Below are 16,678 nucleotides of genomic sequence, written 5' to 3'. Positions count from 1 at the left end.
TCTTTACGTAGGTTTCCTACCAACCCTCAGGGGACCCTCGAAAGGAACGGGAGGCGTGCCGATGGCCCGCAGACGAACCCACAAGTACGTTCCACTCCCCGCCGCCGCGGTGGCGCTGGTCCTGGCCGCCACGGCGTGCGGGTCCGGCGGGGGCGGTGACGGCTCCGGCGCCGACGGGCTCACGGTGTGGATCATGCAGGGCACCAACCCCGACGAGACCGGGTTCTTCGAGGAGGCCAACGCCGCGTTCACCGAGGAGACCGGTGTCGAGGTCGACGTCGAGTTCATCCCGTGGCAGGACGCCCAGAACAAGATCTCCACGGCCATCGCCGGAGGGACCACACCCGACGTGGTCGAGCTCGGCAACACGCTCACCCCCGGGTTCGCCGACGCCGGGGCGCTGCACGACCTGTCCGGCTACGGCATCGACACCGACCAGTACATCCCCGGCCTCATGGAGATGGGCCGGCTCGGCGAAGGCGTGTACGGCGTCCCCTGGTACGCCTCCATCCGCTCCGTCGTCTACCGCTCGGACCTCTTCGAGGAGCACGGCCTGGAGACGCCGGAGAACTGGGAGGAGCTGCGCGAGACCGCGACGGCCCTCGCCGAGGCGGAGGACGGCATGATCGCCTTCCCCGTCCCCGGTGACGCCCAGTACTCGGTCATGCCCTGGATCTGGGGCGGCGGCGGGGAGATCGCCGTCGAGCAGCCGGACGGCACCTGGGTGTCGGAGATCGACACCCCCGAGGCCCGGGCGGGGATCGAGTTCTTCACCGGCCTCGCCCTGGAGGACGGCACCTCCACCACGGGCGCGGTCAACTGGACCGAGATCGAGGTCATGGAGTCGATCGCCAACGAGGAGGCGGCGATGGCCATCCTCGGCAGCGCCAACCCGAAGGCCATCCTGGAGAGCAACCCCGAGCTGGAGGGGAGGATCGACTCCTTCACCCTCCCCGGCCAGGAGGAGGGGTACATGCCCTCCTTCGCGGGCGGCTCCCTGCTCTCGGTCTTCGAGGGCACCGGCAACGAGGAGGCGGCCTGGCAGTACGTCCAGCACCTCACCGGCGACGAGTTCTCCATGCAGTGGTCCGAGGAGACTGGGTTCTTCCCGGGCGTCACCGCGAAGGTCGAGGAGTTCTCCGAGTCGGCCGACCCGATCCTGGGACCGTTCGCGGTCCAGCTCAACGAGGCGAGCCGCGGCGTTCCGGTGACCCCGGCCTGGACCCAGGTCGAGGCCGAGAAGCTCCTGGTCGGCATGCAGCAGTCCATCCTCAACGGCGAGGCCTCGGTGGACGAGGCCACCGCGGACACCGCCGCGGAGATCGAGCGCATCCTCAACGGGGGTTAGGCAGTGGGAACACCGGTCGGGCTGGGAACCAGTGGACCGGGGCAGGGCGTCCGCCGCCCCTCCGGACCGTCCCCGAGGCGGTCCGGGGCCGGGCGGCGGACCCCGCTCCTGGGCCGTCGCGCACGGAGGACCCTCCTCCCGTGGGCGCTGCTCGCCCCCGCGCTGACGGTCATCGGGCTGCTTCTGCTGTTCCCGCTCGGCCGGATCCTGTGGCTCTCCTTCCGCGACTTCAAGCTGCGCAACCTGATGTCCGGCGAGTCCGACTTCATCGGCCTGGACAACTACGTCGCGCTGCTGACCGACCCGTACCTGTGGCAGGTCGCCATGGTGAACACGGTCGTGTTCGCCGTGGTCGCGGTCCTCACCACGATCGTCGTCGGCACGCTCGTGGCACTGCTGCTGTCGACGCTGTCCACGGTCCCCCGGCTCGTCGTGGTCTCCTGCATCATGGTCGCCTGGGCCATGCCCGCCGTCAGCGGCACCTACGTCTGGGTCTGGATCTTCGACGTCGACAACGGAGTCGTCGCCCAGGCGCTGACCTCCCTCGGCCTGCTCGACCCCTCGGGGCACAACTGGTTCGCCGACCGGCTGTTCTTCTACGCCATCGTCACCCTCAACGTGGTGCACGGCGGTTTCCCGTTCGTGGCGGTCACCGTCCTGGCGGGACTGCTCACCGTCCCCGCCGAACTCCACGAGGCGGCCCGGATCGACGGGGCCGGCGCCTGGAAGCGCTTCTGGCACGTCACCTTCCCGGTACTGCGGCCCGTGTTCGCCGTGGTCACGGTGCTGTCGACGATCTGGGACTTCAAGGTGTTCGCGCAGATCTACCTGATGCCCGGCGGCGACGTCGGCGGCTCGGACATGCTCAACCTCGGCGTGTGGTCCTACGTGAGGTCCTTCGGCCACAACGACTACGGGCTGGGCGCGGCCATCGCCGTCCTGCTCACCCTGCTGCTGCTGGTGGTCACGGTGTTCTACCTCAGGGCGCTGTTCAGAGAGGACGGGCTGAGATGACCGGGCGCGGCCCCGGGGCGCGCGCGGGGGTCCGCGGCTCAGTGGACGCCCGAGACCAGCTTGTCCCGCACCCGGCGCCAGTCCACGGAGGCCAGGGAACGCCGGTTGAGGTCCTCCCGGACCGCGGCCATGGTGCGCAGGTCGTACTCGTCGAGCGGGCGCCCGTCGTCGTTGTCCTGGTTGACCAGGTTGTCGACGTAGGCGAACAGCAGCCGGCCGCCCGTGTCGGCGAGGGCGTGCCGGACCGCCCTGTCACGGAACCGCGCGTCGTGCGGGATCCAGCTGATGACGACCTCGGTGGGGGAGGGGCCCGGGGAGTCGTGCACGGCGCTACCCCACCGCTTCCGTCGGTCCCGACCATCCTGGAGACACGGCCCTCACCCCTCCTCGCCCGCCGGGGCCGGACAGGCGTCCCGCACCGGGCAGAGGTGGATTCTAACGGCCCGTCCCGGCCGCCGGACAACCCGATCCCGCCCTACGGGCGCCGCTGACGAGGAGGACCGTTGGGCACGACCGCACACGCATCAGCCCCCGCCGACCGCGACTGGGAGGAACGGGTCCGCCGGGCCAGGCGCAGGGGCGACGCCGTCCGCTCCGGCCGGCTCCTGGCCAAGGGCGCCGCGGTGGGGGCACTGCTGCTGTTCACCCTGTTCCCGGTGTACTTCATGCTGACGAGCGCGTTCTCGGACCGGAGCACCTCGGGCACCGGGGCGCTGCTGCCGACCGCGCCGACCCTGGACAACTTCGCCTACGTCCTGACCGAGGGCAACTTCGACACGTACATGGCCAACTCGCTGGCGGTCGCCTGCATCACGGTGGCCGGCGCGTGCGTGCTGTCGCTGCTGGCCGCGGTGGCGGTGGCCCGGTTCCGCTTCCGGTTCCGCACCGCCGTGCTGGTCATGATCCTCATCGTGCAGATGGTGCCGCTGGAGGCACTGGTCATCCCGCTCTTCCTCCAGGTGCGCGACCTCCAGATGCTCAACACCCTGCTCGGCCTGGGGATCGTGTACGTGGCCCTGTCCCTGCCGCTGGCGGTGTGGATGATGCGGGGCTTCGTCGCGGCCGTGCCCGTGGAGGTGGAGGAGGCCGCCTACATCGACGGCGCCTCCTGGCTCCAGATGTTCTGGAAGGTCCTGTTCCCGCTCGTCGCGCCCGGCCTGGTGGCGACCGCGATCTTCTCGTTCATCGTGGCCTGGAACGAGTTCGTGCTCGCCCTGACCTTCATGACCCAGAGCGAGAACTACACCGTGGCGGTCGGCCTGCGCCAGTTCTTCGGCCAGTACGCCAACGAGTGGGGGCACGTGATGGCCGCGTCCACCCTCATCACCCTCCCGGTCATGGTCTTCTTCATCCTCGTCCAGCGCTTCCTGGTCTCGGGACTGGTCCAGGGCGCGGTCAAGGGATAGGGGCCGGCCCCGACAGGACCGGCCCCGCGCCCCCGGGGGCCGACGGCCGCGGAGCCGCCCGCGCGGGTGCACCGGGCGCACGCCGGCGACGGGGCCGGGGCGTCCCCGCGCGTGCGCGCCCGCACGGCGGGAACCCCCGGCGCCCCTCCGGGGGGAGCGGCGTCCCCGCGTGTGCACCCGCGTGGCGGGGGAGGCGTCGGCAGAACCTCCACCGTGCCGTCCCCGCGCGTGCGCGCGGGGACGGCGCGTGTCAGCCGCGCAGCTCGCGCTTGAGGATCTTCCCGGTGGACGTCATCGGCAGCTCGGTGCGGAACTCGACCTCGCGCGGGTACTTGTAGCCCGCCAGGCGCTCCTTGGACCAGGAGACGAGCTCGTCGGCGGTGAGGTCGGAGCCCTCCTTGGGGATCACGAACGCCTTGACCTCCTCGCCGTGGGTGTCGTGCGGGACGCCGACGACCGCGGCGAGGCTGACCGCGTCGTGGGTCATCAGGACCTCCTCGACCTCGCGCGGGTACACGTTGTACCCGCCGCGGATGATCATGTCCTTCGAGCGGTCGATGATGAAGTAGAAGCCCTCCTCGTCCCGGCGGGCGATGTCGCCGGTGCGGAACCATCCGTCCCGGATGACCTCCGCGTTCACCTCGGGACGGTTGTGGTAGCCCTTCATCACCAGGTGGCCGCGGACGGCGATCTCCCCGACCGGCTCCCTGTCCTCCTCCTGGACGACCTCGTTCCAGTCCGGGTCGATGAGCTTCATCTCCACACCCCACACCGGGCGGCCGATCGAACCGGTCTTGGCCTTGACCCGGGGGTTGTTGAAGGAGGCGACCGGCGAGGTCTCGGACAGGCCGTAGCCCTCCTTGATGCCGACGCCGAACACCTTGGTGAAGTCCTCGGCGAGCCGGCCGGGCAGGGCGGCGCCACCGGAGACGGCGTCGACCATGTTCGCGGCGATGCCCTCGAGGTCGTACTCGCCGGCCCCGGCGCTCTGGACCGCGTTGAGCAGGCCCCAGTACATGGTGGGCACTCCGGCGAACCCGGTGACGCCCTCCTTCTCCATGAGGCGCAGGGCCTCGCCCCCGTCGAAGCGCGGCATGAGGACCATGGTCCCGTGGCGGTACAGGCAGGCGTTGAGCATGACCGTCTGGCCGAAGATGTGGAACAGCGGGAGGACCACCAGGGAGACGTCGCGGCCCTCCGGGTGCGCGTTCACCAGCTTGGCCGAGCCGATGGCGTTCATCATCAGGTTGTTGTGGCTCAGCTCGGCGCCCTTGGGCTTGCCGGTCGTGCCGCTCGTGTAGATGATGACCGCCGTGTCCTCGGCGCTCGTCTGCACGCTCTCGAACTCGCCGGACCGGCCCTCCAGCGCCTTCCAGAAGGTCTCGGCGCCGTCGATGGCGGACTCGGTGGCGCCGGGCACGGCGGGGAGGTCCACGTAGATGTCGCAGCCGTCCGTCTGCTGGAAGGCCTCGTAGGCGCGCGTGCCCAGCGGCAGCTCCGGGGTGCCGGTGAACGCGAACAGCGCCTTGGCCCCGGAGTCCTCCAGGTGGTAGGCGATCTCACGGGGGGTCAGGAGCACGTTCAGGGGGACGACCACCGCGCCCGCCTTGAGGGCGCCGAAGTAGACGAACGGGAAGTAGGGCACGTTCGGGCTGGCGAGTGCGACCCGGTCGCCGGGTCTGATCCCCCGGGAGACGAGGAGGTCGGCCACCTGGTTGGCGATCATGTCGGTGAGGGCGTAGTTCAGGCGCAGGTCCCCGAAGACCAGGCACTCCTTCTCGGGCGCCGAGCGGGCGCCGTCCTCCAGAAGCACGGACAGGTTGAACATGGGGGCCTCCCGCAGGCAGATGAACCCGGTGGGTCCGGATAAGTCAGGACACGCACGAAGGGCACCGGTGTGACCGGGATCGCGTGTTCTGTGCCACTTTCACGGCAGAGTAACAAACCGAACAGTCGGTGTGGAGAGGACGCGGGTCCGTAATCTCACCGATCTTCCAGCCACGCTCCGTCACGGTTCCCGGCGCCGGGGCGGAGCCCCGACGGCCCCCGGGCGGGCGGAGGCCGTCCGGGGCGCGAGGGGCGTGAACGCGTCCTGCGCCCGACCCGCCAACCGCTAACCTGTGGGAAGTACACCCAGACGCGGCTAAGGAACCTTCAGCGATGACAGCGGTAGACGGCGACCAGACGACGGGCGACACCTACGACGCCCGCGCCCTCCAGGACAAATGGCAGGCGCGCTGGGCCGCCGAGCTTCCGTTCCAGGCCGAGGAGGACCCCGGGGACACCCGTCCGCGCTCCTACATCGTCGACATGTTCGCCTACCCCTCCGGCGACCTGCACATGGGTCACGCGGAGGCGTACGCCATCGGCGACGTCATCGGCCGCTACCGCTTCCAGCGCGGCGACAACGTCCTGCACCCCGTCGGCTGGGACTCCTTCGGGCTGCCCGCCGAGAACGCGGCGATCAGGAACGACTCGCACCCGGCCGAGTGGACCTACGCCAACATCGAGACCCAGGCGGCCTCGTTCCGGCGCTACGGCATCGGCGTGGACTGGTCGCGCCGCCTGCACACCTCGGACCCCGAGTACTACAAGTGGAACCAGTGGCTGTTCACCCGCTTCTTCGAGCGCGGGCTGGCCTACCGCAAGGACGGCCAGGTCAACTGGTGCCCCAAGGACCAGACGGTGCTCGCCAACGAGCAGGTCGTCCAGGGCAGGTGCGAGCGCTGCGGCTCCGACGTGGTCCGCCGCAGCCTGAACCAGTGGTACTTCAAGATCACCGACTACGCCCAGCGCCTGCTGGACGACATGGACCAGCTCGACGGAGGCCGCTGGCCCGACGAGATCCTGGCCATGCAGCGCAACTGGATCGGCCGCTCCACCGGCGCCGACGTGCACTTCCGGATCGAGGGCCGCGACGAGCCGGTCACGGTGTTCACCACGCGCCCGGACACCCTCTACGGCGCCACGTTCTTCGTGGTGGCCGCCGACGCCGACCTGGCGGAGGAGCTGTGCGCCCCCGAGCAGCGGGAGGCCTTCGACGCCTACCGCGCCGAGGTCGCCAAGCTCTCCGACATCGAGCGGCAGGCCACCGAGCGCCCCAAGACCGGTGTCTTCCTGGGCCGCTACGCCGTCAACCCCGTCAACGGCGAGCGCATGCCCGTCTGGGCCGCCGACTACGTCCTGGCCGACTACGGCCACGGCGCCATCATGGCGGTGCCCGCGCACGACCAGCGCGACCTCGACTTCGCCCTGGCCTTCGACCTGCCGGTCAGGGTCGTGGTGGAGACCGGGGAGCCCGACCCGGCGGAGACCGGCGTGGCCACCGCGGGCGAGGGCACGCTGCGCGACTCCGGTCCGCTGGACGGCCTGGCCAAGGCCGAGGCGATCGAGCGCATCATCGGGGTGCTCGCCGAGCGCGGCACCGGCGAGGGCACGGTCAACTACCGGCTGCGCGACTGGCTGCTGTCCCGCCAGCGCTACTGGGGCACGCCCATCCCGATCGTCCACTGCCCCTCGTGCGGCGAGGTCGCGGTCCCCGACGACCAGCTGCCCGTCACCCTCCCGGAGCTGAAGGGCGCCGAGCTGGCGCCCAAGGGCGTGTCGCCCCTGGCCTCGGCCGAGGAGTGGGTCAACGTGGACTGCCCGTCCTGCGCGGGCCCCGCCCTGCGGGACACCGACACCATGGACACCTTCGTGGACTCGTCCTGGTACTTCCTGCGCTACTGCTCGCCCCGCCTGGACACCGCCCCGTTCGACGTCGAGGCCGTCGACAAGTGGGGGCCGGTCGACCACTACATCGGCGGCAAGGAGCACGCGACGCTCCACCTGATGTACGCCCGCTTCTTCACCAAGGTCCTGTACGACCTGGGCATGGTGTCCTTCACCGAGCCCTTCCGCCGCCTGACCAACCAGGGGCAGGTCATCAACCAGGGCCGGGCGATGTCCAAGTCCCTGGGCAACGGCGTCGACCTGGGCAAGGAGATCGACGCCTACGGCGTGGACGCCGTCCGTCTGACCATGCTCTTCGCCTCCCCCCCGGAGGAGGACGTCGACTGGGCCGACGTGTCCGCCGTCGCGGCGCAGAAGTTCCTCAACCGCGCCTACCGCGTGATGAGCGAGGCGGGAGCGGCGAGCGAGCCCGGCACCGACCCCGCCGGGGGCGACACCGCCCTGCGCAGGGTCACGCACCACACCATCGACCAGATCACGAACCTGGTCGAGTCGCGGCGGTTCAACGTGGCCATCGCCCGCACCATGGAGCTGGTCTCGGCGACCCGCAAGGCCATCGACTCCGGTCCCGGGGCGGGCGACCCCGCGGTGCGCGAGGCCGCCGAGTTCGTGGCCGTCGCCCTGTCCCTGTTCGCGCCCTACGTGGCGGAGGAGGGCTGGGAGAAGCTGGGGCACGTGGGCACCGTCGCCGTCGGCCACTGGCCCGAGGCGGACCCCGGCCTGCTGGTGCAGGAGACCGTGACCTGCGTCGTGCAGGTGCAGAGCAAGGTCCGTGACAAGCTGTCCGTGGCGCCCGACATCGACCCCGCCGAGCTGGAGAAGCTGGCGCTGGCCTCGGAGCGGGCGCAGGGCTTCATCGGCGACAAGCAGATCCGCAAGGTCATCGTGCGCGCGCCGAAGCTGGTGAACATCGTCGTCGGCTGACCGGAACGGGGGACGGCGTCCGCCGTCCCCCGCGGTCGGCGCGGTGACCGACAGGGAGGCGGGTGGCCGGGTGGGTCCCCTCGTACGGGTGGCCGTGGTCGGTGCGGGCGCCGTGGTGCTGTCCGCGGCCGCCGTCGGCGGCGGGCTGTGGCTGTCCGGGAACGACCCGGACGTCCCCGAGAGCGGTGACGTGCACGCCGCGGCGACCGGCTGCGACGCCGTCACCGGCGAACTCCTCGCGGAGCTCCTGCCCGGGGCGGTCGCGCAGCCCCGGGAGCAGGGCCCCCTGGAGGGCGGCGACAACCTCGTGTGCGCGTGGTCCTCGCCCGGGGCCCCCGGCGGCGACGGGGGAGCGCTGCGCGTCGACGTGTCGGCGCTCTTCACCGACGCCACGGGGGAGGAACCGGTGACCGGGGCCGAGCGCGCGGCGGAGGCGTACACGGCCCTGCTCCCCGTGCGCGCCGAGGAGGTGGACCTGCCGACGGGCGAGGGCGCGGTGTGGCACGGGCAGGTGCCCGGCACGTCCGAACTCGCCTTCCACAGCGACAACCTGTTCGTGCGCGTGTCCTACGCGGGCCTGTCCGGGCAGGAGCCGGTCGACCCCGGGGACGCGGCCGATCTGGCCGCCGAGTTCGCCGGTCGGATCGGGGAGTCCCTGTGAGCCCGCAGTACCCCGCCCAGCCTCCGTACGGCCCTCCTCCCGAGGTGGTGCCGTCGGCGCAGCCGCAGAGCAGGGGCTGCGCGACGGCGGGAGTGGTCGCCGCCGGCCTGGCCCTGCTCCTGCTCGCGGCCGGCGCGATCTGGTACGTCGTCACGCGGGACTCCCCGGAGACGGGCGAGTACGGGTCGGCCCCCGAGTGCGCCGCCGTCGTGACGGAGACGCTGGACGCGCTGGTGCCGGGGCACGAACTGGAGCTGGAGGAGCCGGTCGGCGGCCCGGAGGACCCGGCCGGGTCCGGATGGCAGTGCCGCTGGGCGACCCCGCAGGGCCCGGGAGAGGCGGTCCCGGCCACGGCGACGCTGGTGATGGTGGCCGCCCCCGACCCCGGCGGGGTGACGACCGCCGCCGACAACCTGCGCGCGACCACGGAACAGCACGACACCACCGGGCTGGACGGTGTCGGCGAGGAGGCGGTGCGCTGGACCCGCGGGGCGCCGTTCACGGTCGGCTGCGTGGGGACGCGGGTCTCCAACCTGTACCTGGAGTCCTGCTACAGCGTGGCGTCCCGCTACGACGCCACCGAGCCGGCCGACGAGGAGCGGATCGTCGCCGATGCGGAGGAGCTCGCCCTGGCCGTGGTCGGGGCCCTCCCGGAGTCGATCCCCGAGTGACGGGCGGCGCCCCGCAGGGCGCCCCCGGCGGCCGGGAACCCTACCAGGCGGTGCCGAGGAACTCCTCCAGCGCGGGGGCGACCCCCTCGGCGAAGGGTCTGTCCGAGTCCAGGACCGCCGCTCCGGGCTCGTCCTCGAAGGCCCGGAGGATGTGGTCGGTACCGGGCAGGTCCACGCGTTCGGCGCCGTCCAGACCCGTCATGAGCCGGTCCACGTCCTCCCGGGAGACCTGGGCGTCGTCCTCCCCCCACAGGACCAGGACCGGTGTGCCCTCGGGCAGGTCGCGCCCGAGCTCGACGGGGTCGAGGCCGTCCATGAAGGAGAGGAAGTCGGCGTTCCACGGTGTGTAGACGCCGAACTGGTCGCTCTCCTGCGACGTGAGGTCGCGCCCTCCCCTGACCGCGGCCCGCCCGGCGCGCATGTCCGAGAGGAGCTGCACGGCCTCCGCCTCCCCGATCTGGCCCGCCCCCTCCGCCAGACGGACCTGCTCGGTGACCTGGCGGTCGAGGAGGTCCAGGTAGCGCGTGCCCGGAGGGGCGGCCAGCACCAGCGCGGGCGAGGGGCGCCCGGAACCGATGAGCTCGTGGGCGCGCAGGGCGTAGAGGGCGCCCTCGCTGTGGCCGACGACGACCACGCGGTCGGGGTCCACCTCGGGCTGCGCGACGAGCTCCTCGTACGCCGCCACGACCTGCCGGTCGAAGACCTCGGGGTCCACCGGGGCGATCGTCCGGACGCCTCCGGGGCCGGTCTCCTCCCCGGTCTGGGGATCCGGGCCGCTGCCGAACTTGTCGTAGCGCAGCGAGGCCACACCGGCGTCGGCGAGGACGCGGGAGAGGTTGCGGTTGGTGTCGGCGTCGGGCCGCGCGGGCGCGTTGCCGTCGCGGTCGGTGGGGCCGCTGCCGGAGACGATGAGTGCGCCGGGGACGCTCCCGGACGCGCCGTGCGGCGTGCGGAAGCTCGCGGCCACCTCGTGCCCGCCGCCCTCGAAGGTGAGTTCGCGCTCGACCCCGCCGACCCCGGGGGGCTCGGCGCCGCCGGTGTCGGCCGGGGCGCAGGCGGCGGTGGAGAGCAGGACTGCGAGGGCACCGCCGACCAGTGCGGCACGCGGCCGGGCGGAGGGGGAGGAGAGTGGTGTGGACACGGTTCCAGCCTAGCGGCCCCGCCCGGCGGGCCCCCGTCGTCCACAGGCCGTCCCGCGGCCGTGCGCGGGCCGAGCGGCCCGGGCCGGTCCGGCCGTCGGGCGCCCGCGCGCACGGTACGGCGCCGCGACCACGCGTAGGGCAGCGGCGTGCTGGGCGCGCCCACGGCACGGCGCCCCCGGGCCGTCGGGGGACGGCGCCGGAGGCGCGGGGCGGTGGGGCCGGACCGGGCTCAGACGCGTCGCATGACCGCGACGACCTTGCCCAGGACGGTGGCGGCGTCCCCGTTGATCGGCTCGTAGGCCTCGTTGCGCGGCATCAGCCAGACGTGGCCGTCCTCCTCGCGGCGCAGGACCTTGACGGTCGCCTCGTCGTCCAGCAGGGCCGCCACGATGTCGCCGTTGTTGGCGTCCTGCTGCTGGCGGACCACGACCAGGTCGCCGTCGGTGATGGCGGCGTCGATCATCGAGTCGCCGACCACGGTGAGCATGAACAGGCGGCCCTCCCCGACCAGCTGGCGGGGCAGCGCGAGCACGTCCTCCACCGACTCCTCGGCCAGGATGGGCCCGCCGGCGGCGATGCGGCCGACCAGGGGCACGGCCGCGGCGCGCGAGGGGTCGATGTCCTCGGGGGTCACGGTCTGGCCGGAGGAGCGGCCGGGCGAGCGCAGCTCCACGGCCCGGGGCCGGTTCTGGTCCCGGTGCAGGTAGCCCTTGCGCTGGAGGACCTTGAGCTGGTGCGCCACGCTGGACGGGCTGGAGAGGCCGACCGCTTCCCCGATTTCCCTTATCGAGGGGGGGAAGCCGCGCTCGCGTACATACCGCTGGATGCAGTTCAGGACGCTCTGCTGTCGGGCGGTGAGTTTGGGGGCGTCGGGCGTGGATCCCCCCGTGTTCCCCACTGCGGTGAGAACGGCGGTGGAATCTGCGGTTCCGGGATTCTCCTCCGGCACGGCCGGGCCTCCTCGGCATTCGGTTCGGTCAGGGCCTGATTGCGTGACTGGCCGCCACCGGTCCGCAACCGCGCCGACCTGGGGTCCGCGTGATGGCGAAACCAGCGTGAAATCACAGTCAACATTAGACGTTGCGCACGGTGATATCAAACAAGCGTTCGATGGCTCGGGCCATTGTGCCGCGTGTTTTCGCGGTCAATTTCCGGCCTCTACCGACGTGTGTACACGTGTTCACGTGGTGTTGTCCCCGGAATGCGCGAAGACGTCTCCCCGAGGGCGGTTCCGGCAGATGTGGGACTGGTCTCCCGGATCCCGGGCGCGAGGACGGAACCCCCTCGTGGGACGCGTTTCCGGCCGTGACGGGCCGCCGGTCGCAGCGGGCGCCGGGGGCCTCCGCCGCTATTCTTGTCGACGGAGCCCGCCGCCCCCGGGGCGTCCCGGCCTCCCCGCGCCCCCGTGTCCGGCCCCTTCCCCGCCGTCGCCCCCGACTCCCGTCCGCGTGCGGGACGCGCGGGACCTGGCGCCCAGACCCCCTCGCGACGGGGCGCTCTCCCGCCCGCGTGCGGGACACGCGGGCCGCGGAGTTGCGGGCCACCCCTTGCTGCGCCTAAGTTCGACCACAACATCTGGTGCTCTCGTGGGATGGATTGCCCAGGAGTTGTGGTTTAGTAGAGATACAGGGTGTCGATTCGGTGAGGGAAGCAGGTGAACCAGGATGCACTGTCCGTTCTGCCGCCATCCGGACACCAGGGTGATCGACAGCAGGTCCACCGACGACGGCGCGGCCATCAGGCGCCGCCGGTCCTGCCCCGTGTGCGAGCGCAGGTTCACCACGCAGGAGACCGTCCTGCTGATGGTCGCCAAGCGCTCCGGGGTCACCGAGCCCTTCAGCCGTACCAAGATCATCGCCGGGGTGCGCCGGGCCTGCCAGGGCCGGCCCGTCTCCGAGGACGCGCTCGCCAAGCTCGGCCAGAAGGTCGAGGAGGAGATCCGCGGACGCGGCGTCGCCGAGGTGCCGGCCCACGAGATCGGCCTGGCCATCCTCGGCCCCATGCGTGACCTGGACGAGGTGGCCTACCTGCACTTCGCCAGCGTCTACCGCGGCTTCGAGAGCCTCGCCGACTTCGAGGCCGAGATCGCCAGCCTGCGGCAGGACCGGGAGGGCGGCGACGGCGCGGCCGGACCCCTCCCCGAGAGCAGCACCACCACCGGGTAGCGCCCCCGCGGCCGGGAGAGGGCCGCGGGCGGGGCACCGCAGGGGCCGGCCGGACACCGCGGGACACGTCCTCCCGTGACCGGCCGTCCCGTATTTTCCGAGGACGCCGTGCACGGTTGGGCAGGCCGTGCCCACGAGGTAGGGGGAGAATCAACGATGACGGAAACCGCCAGCGGTTCGACGGGGCGCAAGGGCAAGGGGAGCCGCAAGGGCCTGAAGATCAAGCGGGTCTTCACGACCCCCGGGACGCACCCGTACGACTCCCTGGAATGGGAGCGCCGCGACGTCGTCATGACCAACTGGCGTGACGGCACGGTCAACTTCGAGCAGCGCGGCGTGGAGTTCCCCGCCTCCTGGTCCATGAACGCCACCCAGATCGTGGCGAGCAAGTACTTCCGCGGAGCCGTCGGCACCCCCGAGCGCGAGTGGAGCCTCAAGCAGCTCATCGACCGCGTCGTCGGCGTCTACACCGCGACCGGCGTCGAGCACGGCTACTTCGCCGGCGACGAGGACGCGGAGATCTTCGACCACGAGCTCAAGCACGCCCTCGCCAACCAGCTGTTCAGCTTCAACTCGCCGGTGTGGTTCAACGTCGGGACGGCCTCCGCGCAGCAGGTCAGCGCGTGCTTCATCCTCTCCGTCGACGACACCATGGAGTCGATCCTCGACTGGTACAAGGAAGAGGGGATCATCTTCAAGGGCGGGTCCGGCGCGGGTGTGAACCTCTCCCGCATCCGCTCCAGCAAGGAGCTGCTGTCCTCGGGCGGCACGGCCTCCGGTCCCGTGTCCTTCATGCGCGGCGCCGACGCCTCGGCCGGGACCATCAAGTCCGGAGGGGCCACCCGCCGGGCCGCCAAGATGGTCGTCCTGGACGTCGACCACCCCGACATCGAGGAGTTCGTCGAGACCAAGGCCCGCGAGGAGCACAAGATCCGCGCCCTGCGCGACGCGGGCTTCGACGTGGACCTGGGCGGCGCCGACATGTTCAGCGTCCAGTACCAGAACGCCAACAACTCCGTCCGCGTCTCCGACGCGTTCATGCGCGCCGTCGACACCGGATCGGAGTTCGGCCTCACCTCCCGCACCACCGGCGAGGTCGTCGCCACCGTGGACGCCAAGGACCTCTTCACCCGCATGGCCAGGGCCGCCTGGGAGTGCGCCGACCCCGGCATCCAGTACGACGGCACGATCCAGGACTGGCACACCAACCCCGAGACCGGGCGGATCAGCGCCAGCAACCCGTGCAGCGAGTACCTGTCCCTGGACGACTCCTCCTGCAACCTGGCCTCGATCAACCTGCTGAAGTTCCTGCGCGAGGACGACACCTTCGACGTCGAGGGCTTCACCAGGCTCACCGAGCTGGTCATCACGGCGATGGACATCTCCATCACCTTCGCGGACTTCCCGACCGAGAAGATCGGTGGGACGACCCGCGCCTACCGCCAGCTCGGCATCGGCTACGCCAACCTCGGCGCCCTCCTCATGGCCACCGGCCACGCCTACGACTCCGAGGGGGGCCGCGCCGTCGCCGCCGCCGTCACCTCGCTGATGACCGGCACCGCCTACCGCCGCAGCGCGGAGCTGGCCGGGGTGGTCGGACCCTACGACGGCTACAAGCGCAACGAGCAGGCCCACAAGCGCGTCATGCGCAAGCACGCCGCCGCCAACGACGACCTGCGCACGGTGACCACCCTGGAGGAGCCCGTGCACGCCGCGGCCACACGCGAGTGGGCCGAGTGCCTCCGGGTCGGGGAGCGCAACGGCTGGCGCAACGCCCAGGCGAGCCTGCTCGCGCCCACCGGCACCATCGGCTTCATGATGGACTGCGACACCACCGGCATCGAGCCCGACTTCTCGCTGGTCAAGTTCAAGAAGCTGGTCGGCGGCGGCTCGATGCAGATCGTCAACCAGGCCATCCCGCGCGCGCTCGCGAACCTGGGCTACCAGGACGAGCAGGCCGAGGCGATCGTCGAGTACGTCGCCGGGAACGGCCACGTCGTGGACGCCCCCTCCCTGCGCCCCGAGCACTACGAGGTGTTCGACTGCGCGATGGGCCGCCGCTACATCAAGCCCATGGGCCACGTGCGGATGATGGCCGCCGTGCAGCCGTTCCTGTCCGGAGCGATCTCCAAGACGGTGAACGTGCCGGAGGACGCCACGGTCGAGGACTTCGAGCACATCTACTTCCAGGGCTGGAAGCTGGGCCTGAAGGCGCTCGCCGTCTACCGCGACAACTGCAAGGTCGGCCAGCCGCTGTCGACGGGCTCGTCGGAGGAGAAGGAGGAGGCGGCGCCCGAGGCGCGGACCGTCGAGGCGCCCCGCCCGGTCCGCCGCCGCCTGCCCAAGAAGCGTCCGAGCGAGACCACCTCGTTCTCCGTGGGCGGCGCCGAGGGGTACATCACGGCGGGCTCCTACCCGGACGACGGCCTGGGCGAGGTGTTCATGAAGCTCGGCAAGCAGGGTTCGACCCTGGCCGGGGTCATGGACGCGTTCTCCATCGCGATCTCCATCGCCCTCCAGTACGGGGTGCCGCTGGAGACCTACGTGGACAAGTTCACCAACATGCGGTTCGACCCGGCGGGCATGACCGACGACCCGGACATCCGCATGGCCCAGTCGGTGGTGGACTACATCTTCCGCCGCCTGGCCCTGGACCACCTGCCCTACGAGGAGCGCGCGGCCCTGGGCGTCCTGTCGGCCTCCGAGCGCCAGGCGCAGCTCGCGGGCGAGGACCCGGCCCAGGTCGCGGCCCAGGTGGAGTCCTACGCCCAGTCCGCCGCCACCCACGGGGCGGAGGCGTCCGGGACCACGGCCGCGCCCGCTCCGCAGGCGTCCCCGGCGGAGCCCGCCGAGGTGCACTCCACGGCGGACCTGCTGGCCGGCCAGGGGTTCGTCGCCGACGCGCCGCTGTGCGTCACCTGCGGCACCAGGATGCGGCCCTCCGGCAGCTGCTACGCCTGCGAGGGCTGCGGCTCCACCAGCGGCTGCAGCTGATATGACGACGGCCCCGACCGGGGCCGGGGCCCGCCCCGGGGGGGGGGGCGGTTACGCCCCCCCCCCCCCCGGCGTGCCCGGGGGGCCCCCCCGCCATCCCGGGCCGGCCCCGGGCCCACCCGCGCGGGGCCCCCCGGCGGGGGGGGGGGCCCCCCCCCGGGCGCCCCCGCCCCCCCCGCCCCCCCCCGGGGGGGGCGGCCCCCGGGGGGGGGGGGGGCGGCCCGCCCCCCCCCCCCCCCCCGCGGCGTTCCCGGGGTGCCCGCCCGGCCTTCCGGGCCGGGCCCGGGCCTCAGCCGCGGTCGCCCGCGGCGACGGCGACCGCCGCGGTGGCGGCGGTCACGCCGAGCACGGCGGGCCACGGGCCGACCTTTCCGGCCAGGGGGTGCGCGAGGCCGAACGCTCCCACGTACACCGCGGTGAGCGCGACCGCCGTGCCCACGCCCGACCGGCGGCGCCACGTCTCGAACGCCGCTGCGCCGAAACCGGCCAGCACCGCCCCGCCCAGCGGCCGGTTGCCGGTGGCGCGGGCCACCGAGTATCCGCCGACCAGACCCGCGGTGGTGAGGACGGCGCTGGGTACTGCTGGCATCGTGCTTCCTTCCCTCGTCCCGGCCGGATCCG

General features: G+C 72.1%; 13 protein-coding genes. 8 read left to right on the top strand and 5 right to left on the bottom strand.

What is annotated here, in order from left to right; translation table 11 throughout:
* Nucleotides 1-61 precede the first annotated feature (61 nt).
* The gene (locus tag ACIRPH_RS23120) at nt 62-1,348 is read left to right on the top strand and encodes a sugar ABC transporter substrate-binding protein (RefSeq protein ID WP_402917576.1); all 1,287 of its coding nucleotides are present in this window, start codon (nt 62-64) and stop codon (nt 1,346-1,348) included.
* A gap of 108 nt (nt 1,349-1,456) precedes the next feature.
* Nucleotides 1,457-2,362: a carbohydrate ABC transporter permease gene (locus tag ACIRPH_RS23115; protein WP_402917835.1), complete on the top strand. Its 906-nt coding sequence runs from the start codon at nt 1,457-1,459 to the stop codon at nt 2,360-2,362.
* Nucleotides 2,363-2,400: 38 nt separating this feature from the next.
* Here ACIRPH_RS23115 and ACIRPH_RS23110 read toward each other — a convergent pair whose 3' ends face one another.
* The gene (locus tag ACIRPH_RS23110; protein WP_402917573.1) at nt 2,401-2,688 is read right to left on the bottom strand and encodes a hypothetical protein; all 288 of its coding nucleotides are present in this window, start codon (nt 2,686-2,688) and stop codon (nt 2,401-2,403) included.
* Between the two features lie 177 nt (nt 2,689-2,865).
* Between ACIRPH_RS23110 and ACIRPH_RS23105 the strand changes: the two genes are divergently transcribed.
* The gene (locus tag ACIRPH_RS23105) at nt 2,866-3,768 is read left to right on the top strand and encodes a carbohydrate ABC transporter permease (protein ID WP_402917572.1); all 903 of its coding nucleotides are present in this window, start codon (nt 2,866-2,868) and stop codon (nt 3,766-3,768) included.
* Between the two features lie 250 nt (nt 3,769-4,018).
* Here ACIRPH_RS23105 and ACIRPH_RS23100 read toward each other — a convergent pair whose 3' ends face one another.
* The gene (locus ACIRPH_RS23100; protein ID WP_402917569.1) at nt 4,019-5,596 is read right to left on the bottom strand and encodes a long-chain fatty acid--CoA ligase; all 1,578 of its coding nucleotides are present in this window, start codon (nt 5,594-5,596) and stop codon (nt 4,019-4,021) included.
* 332 nt (nt 5,597-5,928) lie between these two features.
* Between ACIRPH_RS23100 and leuS the strand changes: the two genes are divergently transcribed.
* The 3 genes from leuS (at nt 5,929) to ACIRPH_RS23085 (ending at nt 9,756) form a co-directional block, all read left to right on the top strand.
* Nucleotides 5,929-8,424, top strand: coding sequence for a leucine--tRNA ligase (gene leuS / locus ACIRPH_RS23095; RefSeq protein ID WP_402917566.1), 2,496 nt, complete (start codon nt 5,929-5,931; stop codon nt 8,422-8,424).
* A 70-nt stretch (nt 8,425-8,494) separates the two neighbouring features.
* Entirely contained in the window at nt 8,495-9,085 is a 591-nt protein-coding gene (locus ACIRPH_RS23090; protein ID WP_402917564.1) for a hypothetical protein, read from the top strand.
* 44 nt (nt 9,086-9,129) lie between these two features.
* The gene (locus ACIRPH_RS23085) at nt 9,130-9,756 is read left to right on the top strand and encodes a hypothetical protein (RefSeq protein ID WP_402917832.1); all 627 of its coding nucleotides are present in this window, start codon (nt 9,130-9,132) and stop codon (nt 9,754-9,756) included.
* Between the two features lie 40 nt (nt 9,757-9,796).
* Here the strand turns inward: ACIRPH_RS23085 and ACIRPH_RS23080 are convergent, their stop codons facing one another.
* Together ACIRPH_RS23080 and lexA are read right to left on the bottom strand one after the other, a co-directional pair.
* Nucleotides 9,797-10,897, bottom strand: coding sequence for an alpha/beta hydrolase family protein (locus ACIRPH_RS23080; RefSeq protein WP_402917561.1), 1,101 nt, complete (start codon nt 10,895-10,897; stop codon nt 9,797-9,799).
* A 230-nt stretch (nt 10,898-11,127) separates the two neighbouring features.
* Nucleotides 11,128-11,847, bottom strand: coding sequence for a transcriptional repressor LexA (gene lexA / locus ACIRPH_RS23075; RefSeq protein ID WP_402917559.1), 720 nt, complete (start codon nt 11,845-11,847; stop codon nt 11,128-11,130).
* 715 nt (nt 11,848-12,562) lie between these two features.
* On the opposite strand from lexA, the gene nrdR reads away from it, so the two are divergent.
* Nucleotides 12,563-13,063: a transcriptional regulator NrdR gene (gene nrdR / locus ACIRPH_RS23070; RefSeq protein WP_402917556.1), complete on the top strand. Its 501-nt coding sequence runs from the start codon at nt 12,563-12,565 to the stop codon at nt 13,061-13,063.
* Between the two features lie 156 nt (nt 13,064-13,219).
* Complete coding sequence (locus ACIRPH_RS23065; protein ID WP_402917553.1) at nt 13,220-16,057, top strand: vitamin B12-dependent ribonucleotide reductase; 2,838 nt, start codon at nt 13,220-13,222, stop codon at nt 16,055-16,057.
* 289 nt (nt 16,058-16,346) lie between these two features.
* On the opposite strand, the gene ACIRPH_RS23060 is transcribed toward ACIRPH_RS23065, so the two are convergent.
* Nucleotides 16,347-16,646 carry a hypothetical protein gene (locus ACIRPH_RS23060; protein WP_402917551.1) on the bottom strand — a complete coding sequence of 100 codons (300 nt, stop codon included), beginning with the start codon at nt 16,644-16,646 and terminating at the stop codon, nt 16,347-16,349.
* Between the last annotated feature and the right edge of the window lie 32 nt (nt 16,647-16,678).

This window comes from Nocardiopsis sp. NPDC101807, from assembly GCF_044766605.1.
GTDB lineage: Bacteria > Actinomycetota > Actinomycetes > Streptosporangiales > Streptosporangiaceae > Nocardiopsis > Nocardiopsis tropica.
The sequence above is the reverse complement of the archived record's forward strand: the minus strand, read 5'-3'. Positions and strand labels throughout refer to the sequence as shown.